Origin of the sequence: Pedobacter sp. BG31 (genome assembly GCF_042464845.1) — a bacterium.
GTDB lineage: Bacteria > Bacteroidota > Bacteroidia > Sphingobacteriales > Sphingobacteriaceae > Pedobacter > Pedobacter suwonensis.
This window is the reverse complement of the sequence record NZ_JBHNZK010000021.1, coordinates 1-19632: the sequence shown is the minus strand read 5'-3', so window position 1 is coordinate 19632 and position 19632 is coordinate 1. Positions and strand designations below refer to the sequence as shown.

Genomic DNA, 19632 nt, shown 5'->3' with positions numbered 1-19632 from the left:
GGCTTTACATCGGAATGCGGTGTTCGGGTGGTAAAACCAGGAGCGGGATCTGAATATGATCAGACATGGTTAATGTATAGCTACCATTGAACAAGCGATAAAAAAATCCTTGTTTACGATGTACCATCACCAGCATATCGATCTGACCATTTTCCACGATCCAGTCCAGGCCATCTTTAACCCGCTCGCTGTTTACATGCCTGTGGTAGATATTTCTATAGTTGACCCTATCGGCAACCCTGTTTAAAAAATCTTCGGTTTTTTGTTTGTAACCTGCCGGTTCCGATGCTGGATAACCGGTATGCATAATAAGTATATCGGCATTAAAAGGTTTTGCAAATTCGGCAAGCGCACATAAAACAGAGATGTCGCTATGGCTAAAATCGGTAGCGAAGGCAATTTTTTTTGGTTTCTTAAACAGATAGGCACCTGGGATGAGCAAAAGCGGTATATGGCGCTCAATCATTTTTCTGGCATTACTACCAATTAAAATTTTGGAGAACTTGCTTGCACTGTTCAATCCCATTACAATAAGGTTCATTTTACATTCGGTAAAATATTTATAAACCTCATCATCCACTTCTCCACGAACAAATTTCGCGTAAACTTCTGGTTTAAGGCTATAATCGTGATAGGCGGCTTCGTATTTCTTTTCGATCTTATGAAGCAATTTCTCCAGTGCTTTTTTAGCGTCATCTTCCATCTGACTGTACTCTTCAGCAGGCCGTACCAGCGACGCTGCAACTGGAGACACCACAGGAAGTTGAAAAACATGGAATAGTTCTAATCTCGCGCCGATATTAAAGGCTAAATCAGTTGCATAATTTGCTGCGTTCTCTGCTGTTGAAGAGAAATCAACAGGTACCAGGATCTTTTTCATATCGTGCGCTGTTTATTAAGCATAAAGTTTGCAAAAAACCAATGTTAAAAATATGACCAGCATCAGCGATTTAAATGATTTTCAACGAATGCAGTAAAGACTATACTTCCTACTGCTCGGTTTCAATAAAGAAAGATTTATAATAGAAGATATAGTGGCATGGTTATTCCCGTAATCAAAAGATTTTTAGGCATTTTACTTTTCGTCCAATATTGAACAATCAATAAGTTTAACGAAAGCGCACCTTAGGCCTTGTCGGGGCTGAGTACATACCTTGCGCCAGATAGGTAAAGACATGTAGACTATAGATAAAAATTTATAGACTATGAATGTTAAATTCAATGAAACATTTTGCGATATCTTTGCATCATGAAAATCCATATCCTTGGTGCATCCTGTGCAGGCACGACAACATTGGGCGAAGCTTTGTCTGCAAGATTAGATATCCCCTATTTTGATACTGATCGTTTCTTCTGGGAAAAGTCTGCTGTTCCCTATACAGTAAAAAGAGATCCCAAATTGCGGAACCAGATGCTCAAAAACGAGCTGAACCAAACGGAAAGCTATATTGTAGGTGGCTCGCTGGTAAGCTGGGGGGATGAATGGAAACAGATGTTCAACCTTGCGGTTTTCCTTTACCTGCCGAAAGAAATCAGAATGGAACGCCTGGTTAAAAGGGAAATAAAGCGATATGGGAATGATATCTATGACGATCCACAGCGGCACAAATTGTTTCTGGAGTTTATGGATTGGGCATCGAAATATGATGACCGCTCCTTTACGGGACGGAATATTGGCATTCATGAAACCTGGCTGGCAAGTGTAAAATGCCCGGTTATGAAAATTGAAGGAGATACCACTGTAGCAGAACGGTTAAGGCGTATTCTTGAAGCTGTTAAACGCGTTTAAAATCCTGAAATCAATTTGTTATCCTTAGTTTTTTAACGAAAGTTTTTTTCGAGCTATCGTTTTGCTGACTTTCTATTATTGAATCTAACTGATACTTACCCTAATTGTTGTAAAAACAAATTCAGATCTTCTTCCTTACCTAAACCCAACTTTTGTTTAATGCGGTAACGGCTCATGCGTACACTTTTAGGTTCGATACCTAAACGGACAGAAACCTCTTTGTTAGTCAAGCCCATCAACATATAAGAGCAGTATTTTAGATCGAGCCGGGTAAGTGCATGGTTAGCTTTCTCTTGCAGGCGTTCAAAAAAAGCGGGATTGGTTTCAAAAAAATCTGTCTTATGTTCTTCAAATACTTTATCCATTTTTTTCTGTTGGTTCACAATCCGTTTAATCTGCTCATCAAGCGAAAGATGGCTTTCAGGATTTACCTTTTCCGGTATAAGCTCCAGCAGTTCGTTTTTTTCTTCGATCTGTAAATTTCCTGCCAACACTTCCTTCTCCAGCCGCTCCTGGCGCTCTTTTAGCAAAACCTGCTCAGTTTGAAGCTGCATCGCTTCTGCCTCTTTTAGCTGCGCCTTCAATTCTACGGCTTTTTTTTCCTGGTCAATCAGTTCCTGCTTCCTGATCGATGCTTTGAGTTTATAATTATAAGACATCAGCAATAAAAGCAAAGCAGCAATCCCCGTTAATCCCGAAATAATATAAAATATATTCAATTTTTTGGTATACCTGGCTTGCTGCTGTAAATAAGCAATCTCCCGCTCATTTTTTTGAGATTGATACTGTGCCTCTATCCTAACGGTACTGTTTATTTTTTCTTCGTCGAAAGCTTTTTTATAATAATTGAAATACTGCTTTAAATAGTTTAATGCGGCCTGCTGATTACCTTTTTTTTCAGCAATATTGGCAAGCCCCTGGTATATCCTGGCCTGCGTTAGTGGCATTTTTACCACTACTCCCGAAATTTTACCCAATCCGGTGAGGAGTAGTTTTTCTGCTTCATCATAATTTCCATCGCGTAATGCATATTCGCTTCTTAACCCATAGCAGTTTAGTAAAACCTCAAGTAAATTTGTCTTTTCAGCAATTCCCATGGCGATATCAGCATATTTTTCGGCACTATCACGATAGGAAGCAGGATAATATTGGAAATAGGCGTTGGCCATATTTAAAGCTGCTGCAGCCGTATTACTGTAGGTGACCATGCGGCCAGCCTGCTCTTTCGAAAGTCGAAGCGACTTTTTATAGGTCAACAAAGCAGAGTCGAGCAGATTACGTTTTAGTGTATCCAGCTTAAAACGGTCGAAATAACTTTGTCCAATGGTAAAATAAGCATTATTTAGCAGATCAATCTGTTTACTTTGCAAAGCGCTCAAGTAACATAACCTGGCATATTTCTGTTGCTTTAACGGATCATTACCGTAGCCATAAAAACTGGCCAGATAGTGATATATGGTGCTTTCGTAATCATCTGCATGCTGGCCTTTAAAAAAATCGAGGGCTTTAAGCAGCTTGGGTACCGATTTATCATTCTCATCGTTTACCAGATCTAGCCAACCACTTCTAAACCAAACAAAGCCCAATGCAATACGGTCTTTTGTTTTTTGAGCATAAAGTTGGGCACTATCTAAACTTGCAAAAGCACTTTTAAGGTCTTTTTTCCAAATATATAAATGTACCAGTGTAGCATAGGCCATCGCTTTACTTTTTCCGTCTTTTAACCCCTCTGCAACTTTAATAGCCGCTTTGGCCTGTTGAAAGGATAGTGGAAGGTTTTTTTCAAAATTAGCCTTGGCCAGTCTGCAGTATATATTTGACTTTTCTTCTTTTGAAGTGCTTTGCACCAGCAAATGGTTTAACGAATCTAAATAGATCTTTTGCGCTTCTGCACTTTTTAAAAAAAATAAAAGACAAAGTAAAATAACCGGTAATTTTTTCAGTGGTAGCTGCATAATCAAAAATAGAAAGAAACATTTACAACAACAGAATTACGACAATTAATCGAAAATCAGCGATTTTTAAGGCTCTTGTAGTCTCCTTGTAGACGGTATTTTAAAAATTGGTAGTCGCGGTGTAGGTTCTCTTTTCTTGATGAAACATAAAGGCTCAGGTAATTTTGTATTGTTCAATTTACTAGAAATTTAAATTATGAAACAGAAAACAATTGCTGTAGTTGCCTACATTACACTCATCGGATGGATTATTTCTTATCTTGAATTTAAAAAATCGAAAGATAAAAGTGCATTGGCCAATTACCATTTGGGGCAGTCACTTGGCATTATCATTACTTCTGTCCTATTAAGCGTCTTGAGTAGTGTTATCCTGGCCATCATACCCTCGTTGGGCTTTGTATTTTATCTCATTTTATTACTTCCATTTATATTGATGCTGTTGGGTATGGTAACGGCCAATAATGGTTTAGAAAAGCCTGTCCCATTGATCGGAAAAGTATTTGAAAGGAAGTTCAATTTTTCTAACTGAGCTTACTAACGCTGTGTCGATATGAAAACGCGATAGCTCAACCTGCAAATGGCAGCATCTTTGAAAGCATTTTAAACTTAATTAACCTGATCATGACTCCTGAACAATATAAACAACTGTTTAACCCAGATGATAGCCCCGGATGGCAGGCGATAGATGATCAACTGGAAAAAATTTATGGTACTACCGAAGCCCGGCATTATCCGCCATTATGCGGAATCCATTATGTAGCTGGGGGAACCGACCCTATAGATGGTGCGAGTATTTATGATAGTAACCACCAAAGCCCTCACCGCCACATCATCAGCTACGGTATGAGCGAACTTTATTACGATGAAGAAAGAGCTGGCGGAGAATTTAGCAAGTGGGGATTCGAATTTACCTTTAGGTTAACACCGTTTAAAGATGATGAAAAAGATCCTATCTGGGCCATCCAGGTGATGAATAATTTAGCGAGGTATGTATTTACAAGTGGTAAATGGTTTGAAGAAAACCACTTCATACCGGCTAATGGACCAATAAGACTGAATACCGATACCCAGATAACGGGTTTTGTATTTGCATTGGATCCGGAACTTGGAAAAATTGAAACCCCTCATGGCGAACTTAGCTTTCTTCAGCTGGTGGGCATTACCGATGCCCAGGTAGAAGAACTGAAAAAAAATCCTTCCATAGAAGCTGTTGAAGAACTGATCGAAAACCTAAAAAAAGATAACCCTTTATTGATTACCGACCTGAACAGGAAATAAAACGGCTATGCGAAACATCCTTTTTACACTGCTCCTCTTTGGTTTGATATCTTGCCAGTCAAAAAAGGCAGTTCAGCTACATACAGTCCTTTCAAACTCAGAAAGGGCTGTATTTAATATCATGGTGGGTAAAAACGGACCCAACGAAAGAAAACTTCACTGTATCATTGATGGAGATTTTAAATGTGCGCTGCAGGCGGTTGATGATAAAGAAAAGGCTTTTAATACGGTAATCAATAAGATAAACGCGGTGGAAACAAACGACATAAAATATGGAAATGACTTAAAGAAAGCAGCGATCGGCTATTATAACGCACTTAAGCAATTCGAAATTGCTGACCGACAGGAGATTGCCCTACAACAGCTAAGCCATGATAAAACAAATACAGCACAGGTGCGAGATAGCGCGATGGCAAAACAGCTGCAATTACTGAACAGAAAACAGAAAATGCGTCAGCTTATTGATAAAAAGGAAAGCAAATTGACCGAAATACAAAAACAGTTTAACTCAGTTAACCACCTTGATTAATGGGAGAAGCATATTATCCCATTTCCTGTAAAAACAGTTTTAGGTCCTCATCCTTACCCAAACCCAATTTTTGCTTTATCCGGTAACGGCTCATACGCACGCTTTTGGCTTCAATATGCATTAACTGCGCAATTTTTTTGGTATCCATCTTTAAATGAAGGTAGGCACAGAGTTTTAAATCAAGCGGGGTAAGTTTTTGCTGGGCCTTCTGGTTTAACGTAGAAAAGAAATCAGGATACACCTGCTGAATCTGGAATTTGGCTTCTTCAAAATCATTATCCAACAGCAATTCTTCATTCCAGATTTTATTAATGTTGAGCTTTTGGTTATCACTCAGTTTTTCCTTAAGCTGAAACAGCACTTCCTTTTTGTGCTCCAACTGCAACTGACTGGCCATTACTTCCTTCTGCAATTGCTGCTGCTGACTTTCCAGCAAGAGTTGCTCTGCTTTTAATCTGGCCTGCTCTTCTTTTTCGAATTTCATCAGCAGTTCGGCATCCTGTTTTTCTAAATGCAATTGCCTTTCGCGCTGTAAAGAGTACCTTAACCTGAAGTGGTAAGAACGGAACATAAATATAAGGCCCAAAATGGAGGCAATGGCAATACCGATGTACAGGTACTTTTGTTGCCGCGCATATTGGGCGCGTTGCTTTAATAGCTTTACCTCATTGTTTCTTTTTTCAGCCTCATACTGTACCTCTAATTTTTGAGCATTTAAAGTCCGTTTTTCATCAAAATATCTGCTATTGTATTCGGTTACCCGTTTCTGAAATGCCAAGGCTTTTTCATAGCTTCCCTGTTGCTCATAAAACTTAGCCAGAGCGGTTACAATATTGATTAAAGTGTAATAAGATGGTACTTTTTGAGTTTTTAATATGCTATAGGCTTCTTGCAGATAGGCTTCAGTCATTACAAAATTTTTGTTCCTCTTGGCATATTCACTTAAAATCCCCAAACTGCTTGCCCTGATTTCTTCACCGTTGATGGCACCTTTCATAACCTCGTTAGCCAATCCCGCATAGCGGATGGCATTGGCTTTTGCAGCCTCATCGGTATCAGAAAAATAACGCAGGTAATAATCTGCGCTATTGATACAGGCAATACCATAAGTTTTGCGGGCAACATATTTAGGATATTGCTGATAAAGGTTTTGGGCTTTATTTAAATAGTAAATGACACTGTCTCGAAACATTGGATTTTTAGTGCTGGCATAATTATAATCTGCGGCAACAGATAATGCAGTATAACAATTGCCCAACAGATTATAATCGGTAGTTTTTAAGGCATTTTCGGTAGCAGCCCTCGCATATTTATTTACATTTTTAACATCATCCCAATGGGTATTGATCATATAAAGCAGGTAATATATTTTGGCGCTAAGGTAAGGGTCAGCTGTTTTCTCCAGCAACTTTAGTGCAAGTCCACAATATTTGGTCATCTGCTCCGAATTATCTATCGCATTATAGAACAAAGCCTGTGCATAATAAGCGTAGGCCATTGCGATGGGCTGCCGCGATTGCTGCGCAATAAACAATGCACTATCGCCAGCTTTTTTTGATGAAACAAAATTTTTGGTTGTGGCATATATACTAGCCTGTATGGTATAGGCTTTCGTAACCTCTGCTAAATTTTTAAATCTTAAAGCTAAAGCTGCGCTCTGTTGAGCTTTTCGTATCGCTGCTTTATAATCGCCATTAATTCTACTTTGCTCCGCAAGCTGCGTTAGCAATGTTGGTTTATCTTTATCGCTTAACTGATTGAGTGCAGTACTATCTAACAAAGTTTGCCCACTCGTCATCAAACAGCTGGTACAAATGATGATTAAGAGAAATATCTTTTTAAAATTTTGATGTTTCATAGGGTAAAATTAACATAAAGATTGGCCTTGATGGTAATTGTAGACAAAATCCGAAAAACAGAAAACAACATAAAAAACTGAAATACAGATAATTAAATTAAGCTGTAGATGTATTGTAGACGTTCTGCAAAATGCTGTAGATGCTCTGTAGGCGGCAGATTCTTTTAGATGATAATGGTTTACCCCAAATTTGACCTAAATAATTTTTCAACCTAAAAAACAGAAATCATGGACAACAAAACCCTTTCAATCGTTTCTTACATCACCCTTATTGGTTGGTTAGTCGCTTATTTTGTCGGAAAAGATAAAGCTGATACTTTGCTTAAATATCACTTAAGACAGTCGTTAGGCCTTGCCATTGTAAGTATTATTTTCAATATAGCCTTTACCATCATTGCCGGTATAGTACCTAGTTTATCCTTTTTAGGATTTGTGGGTTATGCATTTATCATCCTTTGGATCATTGGAATCATCAATGCGGCCAATGGCGCATTAAAACCTGTTCCATTTATTGGTAAATGGTTCGAAGACAAGTCTTCATTTGTTGGTAAATACTAAGATAAAGTTATGCGCCTCAAAATTTAAAAGATCATGCAATTGGTGATGGTATTTGCCATCACCGCATGTTTTTAACATTAGCCAAAGATTAAACTTAAAGTTAAACCTTAAACGGATGGTATAGGAATTGAAGCATATTTTATACTGTAGATAATCATAAAAATGGAAGCATTTAAATACTTCGAACAAGAAGGAAACAATTATAACCTAAAAGTACAAAAGGGACTTTTATTTACCCTTGCTATTGGCTGTGTTGCGGCCATAGTTGCCATATTGATGTATAGCACCAGCAAGGCGACATTTTTCTATGTTGCTTTATTTGCTTTTATAGGCATAATGTGCATCCTGCGTACAACGGGCGCCATTATATTCAATAATCAAACCCGCGAAATACAGCGTAAACGATTTTTCTTCAGTGCTCCGGTAAACTATAGTTTTGATGATTTTGACCATTTCCTCATCTCAAAGCAAAAAAGCTATTTTATCACCATCATGGTTCAGGCCATTATGGTCATGAGAAAAGATAATAAAACCAGACATATCCTACTGGCACAAACCTTATTTACCGCAAAACCCCTGCAAAAACTTAGTGAAGAAGTAAGTACGATCATGGGCTTGCCGCAAAATTAAAATCCCAATACCTAACTATGACAGGATATAATCTAAAAACTGAAAGTGGACGTTTAAGTTTTCAGCCTGAACGGGATTATAAAGGCAAAATTTTATTTTTTTCCTTCCTTGCGGCAGTAATATTTGTGGTAACGCCTATGCTAAACCTCTATCGGGATACGTTCTGGGGCGTAATGGCCATTGGGTTTGTAACGGCACTAACAGCACTTTATGATTTTATCTTCCATTTTAATGTCACCTATATTTTCGACCAGTACACAGGGCAAGTCTATAAAAAAATCCCCGGTTTACTTACCCGCAAGATTATGGCTTTCGAGGATGTATATATCCTCCATGTACAGGAAGATGGGCTGTTACACTATGCCTTATCACATAAACAGAATAAATTTGGCAAAAGCTTTACCATTAGCCAAGCCTTTGGCAGCAGCCGCAAAAGTCAGATCAGGCAGGCAGCTTTTGAAACAGAAGTTTTAGCGGAAATTGAAAAAATCACCCATCGAAGCAAATGATAAACAAGCGTTTCAAACGTCCTAATTAAATATGATAAAATCTTAATCTGGCCAACATAAAAAAACATGAACAAAGGACTTTCGATATTCTGGATAATTTACATGCTGTTTTTCGCTGTTCCGTTCCCCATGTTCATCTATTACAGTACCAGGGACGATAGCATACCCAACCTAATAACCGATAATCCATGGTATTCACTTTCGATACTGACCATATCTATACTATTTTGGGCCATATTGTTAATTGGTTATTTCCAGAAATGGGTAATCCGCAATTTTTCGATTAAACGTAATATAGAAAAACTTAAAACCACCGGTGAACCAAGGGAGGCCAGGGTTTTAGAATCCACAAAAATCCATAAAACTGATGCTGCCTATGACACCTATGAACTTACCTTGCAGTTTAAAAATCTGTCGGGTAGTCTGATTATGCAAAAAACCCTGGTAAATGATGCAAAACCTTATGAACGCCGATACGAAGCGGGCAAAACCATTGCCATCCTGCTGGATAAGGAAGTAAAAAACGTTCCTTATTTTATTGTTGCCGCTACAGTGGTAAGCATTAAAAAAATGACCATATTTTTGACCAGCCTGGCCTGGCTTACTTTTGCCTCCCTTGTTGTTTGGTATTATATTTATTCCTACAATTTAGAAAGCATGGGTATGGGCTGGCGTTTCATGGGAATCGGCCATCCTTTATTAACCTGCGCCTTTATGCTGCTACTTTATCGTGCTTTCGGTGCTTTTATAGCTAAAAAATTTATCGGTAAACCAGATCAATTGTTCCTGATTAAATTTAAAGGTACGCAGACTACTGCCAGGCTGCTCAAAGTGAGCCAGACCGGAACGTATATCAACGAGCAGCCGATGGTTGATTTTGAACTTGAATTTACCGATCAGTTTAACCGGAAGCACCGGGCAAACATCAAAAAAATTGTAGATCTGCTAGACCTGGGTAGTGTTAAACAGCCGAGTTTTTCTATTTTTTACCTGAACGAGAATCCACAAAAAATTGCCTTTGAAAGTGATCTTAACGAACTTAAAGGAGAGTTTTAATGAAAAATTTCAGAAAAATTTATGGCCTGGTTTTGCTGCTCAGCTTATTCGGTTTGAGTTGCAAACAAATTACCAAAAGTATAAATGAAACCTTTCAGCCAAACGATTCATTAGTAAGATATAATAAAGAAAACAGTTTTAAACAAAATGGCGCAGCTAAAGGCATTACAAAGCCATCTTCTACCACCTCTATAGAGCGCCAGCAAGAAAGAATTATTGTTAAAAACGATGATACCGTCGATATATCTGAAATGGAGCTCAAAACAAATGAGATGTTCAAAGACATTGAATTGTTAAAACAAAAACAAAGCCCGGCGACAGCTAAAGAAATAAAAAAAAGGGTAAACCGGTTTTTAAAAGAGATGAAACTGGAAGAAGGCGGGCTTAAAACCATTGATACAGAAAAATCTACAATAAAAACTAAAAAAGGATTATTAAGTCCTGCTGAACTGGCATTAGCACAAGAACGGTTAAAGAAAATCCCTCAATACCGTAACAAAGAAATTATCGTGTATCAATCTGTTCATTTTTACGATAATGGCGCTATAAATATAATGTTGCGGCACCCTGTAAACCTCCAATATGCCGATGCTTATGAATATCGGTATGGGGAATGGTCTTTACCGAAACCCGTATTGGCCAGAGATATTGAAGGCAGAACCTTCCCTTTAAGCAGAATACATTTTGAAGACGCATGGAAGGTTATCAAAATCTATAATGAAAAAGCAGCTCAGATTGAGGGGGCTGTACCAACTAATTCAGTCTACATTTCTATCTGGGATAACGATATGCGCTGGTTTCCCAGAAGTATCAACGGTACCCGCGATCGTTTCGATATACAGTTTAATGATGATGGCACACTTAAAAGTTTTAGGCAGGAGTTCTGATATCCTTCCCTTAAAGATCGAATAAATCATCCATAGTAACCTCATTTTGTACCAAGCCAGTTGCATACATATTACTCTTAATACCATATGTTGTAACCATTGCTAAAAACAGTGTTTTTTTAGTCTTACTCTCCCGGCGGAAAGCATCAAGTTTGTACTGTAGCTCGGTAGCATAGGCTTTGTCTATTGCAAACTCGGTATTGGAGAATTTCATTTCACATACACTGATCACATTATCCTGACGATCGAGCAATAGATCGATCTGTGCACCGTTTCCCGTTTTTGGCGCATGTCGCCAGGCTGAAGTTTCCGTAAACACACCAGCAATACCCAATGCTTGTTTAATATTACCTAGATGTTTCATGCAGATACCCTCAAAAGCATAGCCACTCCAACTTTTCCAGGAAGATGTAGATGATTTTTTTAGCCATGTACCTGCGCCGGTAGATCTGGAATGTTCGATAAATTTGAGGTAAAAAAGGCTGTATTCGTCACTAAGTTTATAAATGCTTTTATTGGCATTCTTATGTAGAGGCAGATATGGCGTAATAAAACCAGACTCTACCAATTCTTCAAGTAAGATACTTGTAGTTCCCCCGCTTTTTAGGTTACAGGCGGCAATAATTTCGTTTCTTGTCAATCCCGATGGTTTATCAGCAAGTGCTTTAACTACGGCAATATGCCTGTCTGCGGCTTCGAAAAGAGAGCGGTAAAGGTTTGCAAATTCTGTTGACAACAAGCCATCTTTAGTAAAGCAAAGCCTGTCGATAGCCTGAATTGCACTTTCACCTTTTTTAAGTTCCTTTAAATAATGGGGCACACCGCCCATTACCATAAAAACATTCAAGATCTGGTAACGGTCGAGATAGATATTATTTTTATTAAGGTACAACTCTGTTTCATGCAATGTAAAAGGTAAAAGACGTATTTTTCGCGTCAGCCGGTTATGTAAACCTCCTTTACTGTTCACAACTTTTTTAATCATCCATGTGGCAGCAGACCCACAGATGGCCACAATCAAATTTGGCTGTTGTGATGCCCATTGATTCCAAAAATATTCAAATGCAGAAAGAAAACCTGATTTATGCGAGCTTAGCCAAGGGAATTCATCAAAGAAAATTACCGCTTTTCTTTTTTTGAGTATTGGCGTTGCAAATTCTTTGAGTTGCCAGAAGGCTTCCGTCCAGTTTTTTGGTGTTGCAGGTGCCAATCGGGAACCTAAAGCCTCTGCCATCGCCCTGCTAAAATTAAGTAACTGCTCCGTAGCATTTGCATTATGAACGCCCGAAAGCTCGAAGATAAGTTGTTTTTTAAAGAACGAACGGATTAGAAAGGTCTTTCCAACCCTTCGCCTGCCAAAGATGGCTAAAAGTTCTGATGAAGGTGATTCGAGTATCTCTTCGAGTATTTTTCTTTCAGCAATTCTTCCAATGAGCAATTCCATTTTCTTTTAATTAATCAGCAAGTGCATTAATTTATCCGCGGCCAAAACATACGGTAAAAATATAATTTTGGCTGCAGATAAAAAATTATCCGCAGCCAAAATATACAACAAATATATAGTTTTGGCTGCAGATAAAAAAAGCACTTAAATAAAATACTTAAAATCAGAAGATAATAAGTAACGCTGTACACCTGTGCTTTTTCTTCGTGTTCTCTGTGGTTAAATAATGTGTAGCTTTTTTTTTGCGACGAACACACTGAAACCACTGAATATTACTTAAAAATACACCCAACTTAGCGCCCTTTGCGTTTGCTATTGCGTCCTTGCGGTTAAAAACTACAATAAATCCTTCAACACCACCCAAACATTCTCCGCCAAAATCTTATCCCCTTCTGCCGTAGGGTGAATACCATCGGCCTGGTTTAATTTAGGAACACCGCCCACTTTATCCAATAAAAAAGGGATAAGGGCCATTTGATTTTTCTTTGCCAGTGCCGGAAACATGTTTTTAAAGTCTGCAGCGTATTTTGCCCCCATATTTGGTGGAACCTGCATCCCGGCCAATACCATTTTAACATCAGGATATTTAGCTTTTACCTTATCGATAATGGCCTGAAGATTCTTAGTGGTTTGTGCAACGGGCAATCCCCTAAGCCCATCATTAGCCCCCAGTTCTAGCACAAAAACATCTACATGCTGTTTAAGCAGCCAGTCAATCCTTGCCTTACCACCAGCAGAAGTTTCGCCACTTAAACCACCATTAATTACGTTATAAGGCATTTTTAAAGAATCAATCAGATTTTGGATCAATGCAGGGTACGCTTCGGTTGGGTCGAGTCCATAACCTGCAGTTAAACTGGTACCGAAAAAAAGGATATTTTTCTGCTTGGTTACCACAGCAGTCTTCTTTTGGTCAGTTGAATCTAAAGTTTTATCTGAATTGTTTTTACTTTGGGGGTTTCCGCAGCTTATCACCACAAGGCTCAAAACAAACAGCCCCATTAATCGTTTTCGTAACATATCTAATTAATCTGTATCTAATTATCTTAACAGGCATTGCCACGTTATGTTTGGCTAAACCTATACGCAAACCTTAAAAATTCAGCTATTGGAAAGCATATTGAACATCCGAAATGTAAGCAAAATTTACCAAAGTGCGGGACGGGAACTCACCGTTTTGGATAACATTAATTTTTCGATAACTGCCGGCTCAACGGTAGCTATTACAGGCCCATCGGGGAGTGGAAAAACTACCTTACTAGGTCTATGCGCCGGATTGGACAGGGCCAGTAGCGGAACAGTTGAACTGAATGGTATTGCCCTGGAGAAACTGAACGAAGATGAAAGGGCAGCTGTTAGAAATCAATATGTAGGTTTCATTTTTCAGAATTTTCAGCTGTTGCCTACTTTAACCGCATTGGAAAACGTGATGGTACCCTTAGAATTAAGAGGCGCAAAAAACATCCGCTCACATGCCTTAGAACTACTGGATAAAGTTGGTTTGGCCGACCGATCGCACCACTATCCCATTCAATTATCAGGTGGAGAACAACAGCGCATTTCTTTAGCAAGGGCATTTTCCAACCAACCGGCCGTGCTTTTTGCAGATGAGCCCACTGGGAACCTCGATGCCGAAACCAGCGAAAAAGTAATCAAATTGCTTTTTGATTTAAACAAAGATGCCGGAACCACTTTGATCATTGTAACACACGACCTTGAGTTGGCTGCCAGAACGGAAAGAAACATTAAAATTAAAGGTGGCATAATCATTTCAGACGAAAATCCTACTTATGTCCAATAGCCTTCCAAAACAATCTGTTCCGTTTTCCTGGCTGTTCAAAATGGCCTGGCGCGATAGCAGGAAAAACCGTGCACGTTTGTTTCTTTTCATCTCATCAATCATTTTGGGCATTGCGGCTCTTGTTGCCGTTTATTCGTTTAAAGATAATCTGCAAAAAGATATTGATGCGCAGGCGAAAGAACTTACAGGAGCTGATCTGGTTTTAGACAGCCGTAAGGGGGTAAGCAAAGCCATGCAAAAAATGCTCGATACGCTTGGCGATGAGCGATCTCAAGAGAAAACTTTCGCCTCAATGATTTATTTCCAGAAAGGCGGAGGCAGCCGTTTGGTACAAATGAAAGCTTTGGAGGGAAATTACCCTTACTATGGCACCATAGAAACCATTCCGCTGGCAGCTGCAAAAAACTTTCAAACCGGAAGAAATGCCCTAGTTGATCAGACTTTGATGTTGCAGTTTAACGCAAAAGTTGGCGATTCGGTAAAAATAGGAGACCTTAATTTTAACATATTGGGTACTTTAACCAAAGCACCAGGTCAAACCGGTATTGGTGCCAGTATAGCCCCTACTGTTTATATTCCCTTACAAATACTCGACAAAACCAACCTGATCAAAACCGGAAGCCGGATCAATAACAAATTTTATTTCAGGTACAATGATCCTTCCGGAATAGATGAGTGGGTAAAAAAGAACGATAGTAAATTAGAGCATGAAGGATTTGATGCCGATACGGTAGAATCGAGAAAAGAACAAACCGGAAGATCGTTTAAAGATGTAAACCGCTTTCTGGCCTTATCTGGTTTTATTGCTTTGCTACTGGGTTGTGTTGGTGTGGGTAGTGCTATCCATGTATATATCCAGGAAAAATTAAGTGCCATTGCTACGCTAAGGTGCTTAGGATTAAAATCCCGTCATGCCTTTTTAATCTACCTGATACAGGTCTTTTTTATTGGCTTAATTGCTGCTGTAGTAGGGTCGGCTTTAGGTACGGGCATACAGTTTTTGCTTCCATTGGTATTAAAAGATTTTCTACCGATCGAGATTACCATGCAAGTTTCTTGGCCCGCTGTTGGCCAGGGTATTTTGTTGGGGTTGATCATCTCGGTACTTTTCGCCCTTCCCTCACTTTTATCCGTTAGAAAAATTTCGCCATTAAATGCCATCCGGATATCTTTCGAAAAAGCAGGCGGAAAAAGAGATCCGCTAATCTGGGTAGTGTACCTGCTGATGGCAGCCTTTATTATGGCTTTTACCCATTTGCAGATGAAAACATGGCTGCAGACACTGGTATTTGCCGCCAGTATTGCCATTGCTTTTTTACTGTTGATTTTACTGTCTAAAATCCTGATGTTTCTGGTGCGAAAGCTTTTGCCCAACTCATCCGGTTATTTATGGCGGCAGGGATTTGCCAACCTCTATCGCCCAAATAACCAAACCTTAATGCTCACGGTTTCTATAGGCCTATCAACCGCGTTTATCTGCACCCTGTTTTTCGTTCAAGGCATATTAATGAGCCGTGTTACGCTTTCATCGGGTAACAACCAGCCCAACATGGTGATGTTCGATATCCAAAACACCCAAAAGGAAGGATTGGATAGTTTAACCAAAGCTTTTAAACTACCTTTAATGAACCAGGTGCCGGTAATTACCATGCGCATTGAGGAGATTAACGGAAAGAAAGCCAGTGCAGACACTACTAACAGGAGAGCTTATCGCAACGAGATTAGAGCGACTTACCAGGATACTTTAACGGCAGCAGAGAAAATTACAGCAGGCAAATGGACCGGAAAAATAAAACCTAATGAAACGGTTTATATTTCGCTGGATCAGCGTTATGCCCAATCTATTCATGTTAGCCTGAATGATAAAATCCTTTTTAATGTTCAGGGCATGATGATCCCTACAGTTGTTGGAAGTTTAAGGGAAGTAAACTGGAGCCGGATGCAGACCAATTTCAGGGTCGTTTTTCCTGCCGGGGTATTAGAAGAAGCACCACAGTTTCATGTGTTGATGACCAGGGTACCATCTGGAGCAGTTTCAGCCCGTTTTCAGGGAGAAGTAGTACAAAAATTTCCAAACGTATCCGTTATTGATTTAGATCTGGTATTAAAACTGTTGGATGAGTTATTAAGCAAAATTGGCTTTGTGATTCAGTTTATGGCTGGCTTTAGTATGGTAACCGGATGGATTGTTTTAATATCTTCGGTATTAACCAGTAAAAACCAAAGGATAAAGGAAAGCATTTTATTGCGGACAATGGGTGCGAGCAGAAAGCAGATTTTAGCAATAAATGCGATCGAATATTTCTTTTTAGGTGCTTTTGCGGCAGGTGCTGGTTTAATTCTGGCCATAGGCGGGAGCTGGGCATTGGCTAAATTTACTTTCGACGCGGCCTTTTTACCTCCGTTTGTACCAACCCTATTGTTGTTCGGCTCAATTGTATTACTTGTGGTCGTTACGGGTGTGTTGAGCACAATAAGTATTTTGAACCAACCGCCGTTAAAGATTTTAAGAACGGAGGGGTAAGCATGTTCAGTTAATAGTTTTCGGGAGTTTTTTTAAAGTCATCATACTGAATTTATTTCAGAATCTGTCGCGCAATTAAGATAGCGTCCTTAGATTAAGTTTAACTTAAACACGGCTACTCTTCGCTTATCGTTAAAAGACCCTGAAATAAATTCAGGGTGACGATACCGTTTACAACGCGCTAAACGCCATCCGCCGAACGCTACCCAATTCCAATTTATTTAAACCAGCCTGTAGTTTTATTAATAATCAATACTTTTACATTATGATCAGATTAAACAGCGATACCCCCAACGATATTCTTCAGGATGTAAAAATCGGAGATATGGTTACTGATACTTTCAGCAAAACCGGCCTGGTAGAAAGCATAGAAATAAAAGATGATGGCCTGTACCGGATTTACGAATTTAACCTCGTTACCGGAAGAACCATTACGATTAAAAAATAGCTGGGGTTAAAAGCCTATATTTAATCACATCACCTAATATTTCTAACCAAATGTCATTATTGATCCTGCTTTTCGGTATTCTATTGCTTTTCATATTGATCTTAAAAAAGATTAATCCTATGATTGCCTTAATAGCTGTGGCAATTATTACAGGTCTTTTATTAGGAATGCCTGCTACTAAAGTGATGAATTCCATTAGCAACGGAATTGGCAGTACCTTAGGCAGCATGGTAATGGTTTTGGCCCTCGGCGCCATGATGGGGAAATTGATTGAAGATAGCGGATCGGCAAAAAAGATCGTTTTCATCTTAATCGGCGCTTTTGGCAAAAAGAATATCCAATGGGCTGTGCTGTTAACTGGCTTATTGGTTGGGATTCCATTATTTTACAATGCTGGTTTCGTGGTGTTAATTCCTTTGGTTTTTGCCATTTCAGCAACAACGGGGCTATCGAAATTATATATTGGCATCCCCATGGCCACAGCCCTTTCGGTTACCCATGGCTTTTTACCTCCTCACCCCGGTCCTGTCGCTTTAGCCGGAATTTTCCATGCCGATATTGGTAAAACCTTAATTTATGGATTAACTTTAAGCGTACCCATTGCGGTTATTGCCGGAATTTACTTTCCGAGATTGATTCTCAAACGGGATCAATCAGCAACAGTCTACAACTTTAGTATCAGTGAAGAAGAACATCTTCCCTCTGCCTCAAGAAGTTTTATTACTGCATTGCTGCCCGTATTTTTAATTATTGCCGGAACCATTGGGAGCAGTATTAAGATAGACTATATTGGTAAGCCACTGTTTACATTTTTGGCCGATCCTACAGCAGCCCTGCTAATTTCAGTTATTATCGCGCTGGCACTTCAAAGAACTTCCATTACAAAAGCAATGGAATCTTGTGCAGAAGGAGTGAAAAGCATTGCCATGATTATCCTGATTATTGCAGCTGGCGGCGCCTTTAAACAAATATTGATTGATAGCGGCATGGGCGAAACGGTGAAACAGCTTACCGGAGGTTTAAATTTATCGCCTTTACTTCTCGCCTGGTTAATTACGGCATCACTTAGGGTAACCCTCGGTTCGGCAACAGTGGCCGCTTTAACGGCTTCGGGTATGGTACTTCCTTTAATTGGCCCGGGTGCATCGCCAGAGTTAATGGTATTATCTGTAGGCGCGGGAAGTTTAATGTTTTCGCACGTAAACGATACCGGCTTCTGGATGTTTAAAGAATATTTTAACCTCAGCCTTAAAGAAACTTTCAGTACCTGGACCATGATGGAAAGTCTGGTTTCGGTTTTGGGGCTTGTTGGGGTACTGGTTTTGAATCAGTTTATGTAGAAAATAGAGTTGTCAACTTTAATAGCCATGTTGCAAATAAGCTGACAACTCTCCAATAGCCTAAAGATGAATCCGATATATCATGCACAGTCAGGATGAAAACAAATTGGAATGATTTTTTTTGGAAAGCAATTGCAGAAGCTTTTCGGTTAAAATAGCCCCGCTCCCGCTTCTGCCGATTGAAAAAATCGGCATCCCGCTCCGATGGGGTTTAAATGGCTAAATAGTGCTTCTATCTTGGGTATGATAAACCCGACCGACAACGTTATTACTTCCGATTTCAAATCCAACGTACACAAATGTTTTTAGATAACCTACATTGTCATTCTGAACGCAGTGAAGAACCCTTAGGCTCGCAAAGCAAATCTTTCCATCAAAAGATCCTTCGTACCGCAGGATGACAGAAAAAAATGAGGCAAAACCGAGCGAAAGCATTAAGATTCCCGCCTGCGCGAGAATGACGACCGTATTATAGCGAGCGCCTTAAGTCCCTATCCGCCTATCGGCACCTTTCCCCTGAAAGGGAAAGGACTAAAAAACAAATCATCGCATCCTGCAATACGCACCTGCTATATGCACCCTGCTACCCGGCCTCGCAGATTTTTTTGAGTAACAATCGCCCGTCATTTCGACTGTAGTGCAGCGGAATGGAGAAATCTTTGAACCACGTTATAGCAAGCGCCTTAAACCCCTGTCCGCCTATCGGCACCTTTCCCCTGAAAGGGAAAGGGCTAAAAAACAAATTATCGCATCCTGCAATACGCACCTTGCTATATGCACAATGCGATCTGCACCCTGCTATCCGGCCTAGGATATGATGGAAGGAAAAGACGTTAAAGCTTTTGCACCTACTTTCAACCTACAACTGACCAGAGGCAGCACACCCTCCCCGATTCTTCCCTAAAATCCGCAAGTTAGGAAAAAAAATGCTGCAAAACTTTGATAAACAATGTTTTGCAGCAAGGTAATATTCACTTAAATTAGTGTTGACCAATATTACTGCTGTGAAAATAATAAATTCAGACC

18 protein-coding genes are annotated in these 19632 nt (G+C 39.5%); 13 read left to right on the top strand and 5 right to left on the bottom strand.

From position 1 onward, the window contains the following. Nucleotides 1–4: 4 nt before the first annotated feature. Nucleotides 5–880, bottom strand: a complete 876-nt coding sequence (locus tag ACFE6N_RS20075; RefSeq protein WP_378939427.1) for a universal stress protein — start codon at nt 878–880, stop codon at nt 5–7. Nucleotides 881–1249: 369 nt separating this feature from the next. Here ACFE6N_RS20075 and ACFE6N_RS20070 point away from each other — a divergent pair, with 369 nt between their 5' ends. Beyond that, complete coding sequence (locus ACFE6N_RS20070) at nt 1250–1789, top strand: AAA family ATPase (RefSeq protein ID WP_378939425.1); 540 nt, start codon at nt 1250–1252, stop codon at nt 1787–1789. A gap of 95 nt (nt 1790–1884) precedes the next feature. On the opposite strand, the gene ACFE6N_RS20065 is transcribed toward ACFE6N_RS20070, so the two are convergent. Beyond that, nucleotides 1885–3744: a LuxR C-terminal-related transcriptional regulator gene (locus ACFE6N_RS20065; protein ID WP_378939423.1), complete on the bottom strand. Its 1860-nt coding sequence runs from the start codon at nt 3742–3744 to the stop codon at nt 1885–1887. A gap of 196 nt (nt 3745–3940) precedes the next feature. Here ACFE6N_RS20065 and ACFE6N_RS20060 point away from each other — a divergent pair, with 196 nt between their 5' ends. From ACFE6N_RS20060 to ACFE6N_RS20050, 3 genes are all read left to right on the top strand, one after another. Then, nucleotides 3941–4273: a DUF4870 domain-containing protein gene (locus tag ACFE6N_RS20060; RefSeq protein WP_378939421.1), complete on the top strand. Its 333-nt coding sequence runs from the start codon at nt 3941–3943 to the stop codon at nt 4271–4273. A 92-nt stretch (nt 4274–4365) separates the two neighbouring features. Beyond that, on the top strand, nt 4366–5022 hold the full coding sequence (locus ACFE6N_RS20055; RefSeq protein WP_378939419.1) for a suppressor of fused domain protein: 657 nt from the start codon (nt 4366–4368) through the stop codon (nt 5020–5022). A gap of 7 nt (nt 5023–5029) precedes the next feature. Next, the gene (locus ACFE6N_RS20050) at nt 5030–5551 is read left to right on the top strand and encodes a hypothetical protein (protein WP_378939417.1); all 522 of its coding nucleotides are present in this window, start codon (nt 5030–5032) and stop codon (nt 5549–5551) included. Nucleotides 5552–5564: 13 nt separating this feature from the next. On the opposite strand, the gene ACFE6N_RS20045 is transcribed toward ACFE6N_RS20050, so the two are convergent. After that, a complete protein-coding gene (locus ACFE6N_RS20045; protein WP_378939415.1) occupies nt 5565–7409 on the bottom strand; it encodes a helix-turn-helix transcriptional regulator in 1845 nt (614 codons plus the stop codon). 228 nt (nt 7410–7637) lie between these two features. Here ACFE6N_RS20045 and ACFE6N_RS20040 point away from each other — a divergent pair, with 228 nt between their 5' ends. The 5 genes from ACFE6N_RS20040 (at nt 7638) to ACFE6N_RS20020 (ending at nt 11049) form a co-directional block, all read left to right on the top strand. Beyond that, complete coding sequence (locus ACFE6N_RS20040) at nt 7638–7967, top strand: import component protein (protein ID WP_090499355.1); 330 nt, start codon at nt 7638–7640, stop codon at nt 7965–7967. A 162-nt stretch (nt 7968–8129) separates the two neighbouring features. Then, nucleotides 8130–8597: a hypothetical protein gene (locus ACFE6N_RS20035; protein ID WP_378939413.1), complete on the top strand. Its 468-nt coding sequence runs from the start codon at nt 8130–8132 to the stop codon at nt 8595–8597. A 17-nt stretch (nt 8598–8614) separates the two neighbouring features. Beyond that, entirely contained in the window at nt 8615–9106 is a 492-nt protein-coding gene (locus tag ACFE6N_RS20030; protein WP_378939411.1) for a hypothetical protein, read from the top strand. A gap of 66 nt (nt 9107–9172) precedes the next feature. Further along, nucleotides 9173–10162 carry a hypothetical protein gene (locus ACFE6N_RS20025; protein ID WP_378939409.1) on the top strand — a complete coding sequence of 330 codons (990 nt, stop codon included), beginning with the start codon at nt 9173–9175 and terminating at the stop codon, nt 10160–10162. Continuing rightward, nucleotides 10162–11049 carry a hypothetical protein gene (locus tag ACFE6N_RS20020; RefSeq protein WP_378939407.1) on the top strand — a complete coding sequence of 296 codons (888 nt, stop codon included), beginning with the start codon at nt 10162–10164 and terminating at the stop codon, nt 11047–11049. The genes ACFE6N_RS20025 and ACFE6N_RS20020 overlap by 1 nt, the downstream gene beginning before the upstream one ends. 10 nt (nt 11050–11059) lie before the next feature. Here ACFE6N_RS20020 and ACFE6N_RS20015 read toward each other — a convergent pair whose 3' ends face one another. Then, on the bottom strand, nt 11060–12493 hold the full coding sequence (locus ACFE6N_RS20015) for an ATP-binding protein (protein ID WP_378939405.1): 1434 nt from the start codon (nt 12491–12493) through the stop codon (nt 11060–11062). Between the two features lie 336 nt (nt 12494–12829). Further along, a complete protein-coding gene (locus ACFE6N_RS20010; protein ID WP_378939403.1) occupies nt 12830–13513 on the bottom strand; it encodes an arylesterase in 684 nt (227 codons plus the stop codon). Nucleotides 13514–13601: 88 nt separating this feature from the next. Between ACFE6N_RS20010 and ACFE6N_RS20005 the strand changes: the two genes are divergently transcribed. The 4 genes from ACFE6N_RS20005 (at nt 13602) to ACFE6N_RS19990 (ending at nt 18606) form a co-directional block, all read left to right on the top strand. Beyond that, nucleotides 13602–14294 carry an ABC transporter ATP-binding protein gene (locus ACFE6N_RS20005; protein ID WP_378939401.1) on the top strand — a complete coding sequence of 231 codons (693 nt, stop codon included), beginning with the start codon at nt 13602–13604 and terminating at the stop codon, nt 14292–14294. Next, on the top strand, nt 14284–16818 hold the full coding sequence (locus tag ACFE6N_RS20000; RefSeq protein WP_378939399.1) for an ABC transporter permease: 2535 nt from the start codon (nt 14284–14286) through the stop codon (nt 16816–16818). Before ACFE6N_RS20005 ends, ACFE6N_RS20000 begins: the two co-directional genes overlap by 11 nt. Before the next feature lie 265 nt (nt 16819–17083). Continuing rightward, nucleotides 17084–17266, top strand: coding sequence for a hypothetical protein (locus tag ACFE6N_RS19995; RefSeq protein ID WP_378939397.1), 183 nt, complete (start codon nt 17084–17086; stop codon nt 17264–17266). Between the two features lie 50 nt (nt 17267–17316). Next, nucleotides 17317–18606, top strand: coding sequence for a gluconate:H+ symporter (locus tag ACFE6N_RS19990; RefSeq protein ID WP_378939395.1), 1290 nt, complete (start codon nt 17317–17319; stop codon nt 18604–18606). The last annotated feature ends 1026 nt before the right edge of the window (nt 18607–19632 follow it).